The organism is Streptomyces bikiniensis, assembly GCF_000716625.1.
GTDB classification, from domain to species: domain Bacteria; phylum Actinomycetota; class Actinomycetes; order Streptomycetales; family Streptomycetaceae; genus Streptomyces; species Streptomyces bikiniensis.
Window position 1 is genome coordinate 1 of record NZ_JNXJ01000150.1, and the last position, 212, is coordinate 212.

The 212-nt window shown below is 56.6% G+C and carries 1 rRNA gene; it reads left to right on the forward strand.

Annotated features, from left to right (window positions below):
- Positions 1 to 212, forward strand: a 23S ribosomal RNA gene (locus OO47_RS33170); the annotation flags it as partial.

Below are 212 nucleotides of genomic sequence, written 5' to 3' on the forward strand. Positions count from 1 at the left end.
ATAGCGGATAGTACCGTGAGGGAATGGTGAAAAGTACCGCGGGAGCGGAGTGAAATAGTACCTGAAACCGTGTGCCTACAAGCCGTGGGAGCGTCGGACGTACCTTCGGGTGCGTCTCGTGACTGCGTGCCTTTTGAAGAATGAGCCTGCGAGTTTGCGGTGTGTTGCGAGGTTAACCCGTGTGGGGAAGCCGTAGCGAAAGCGAGTCCGAA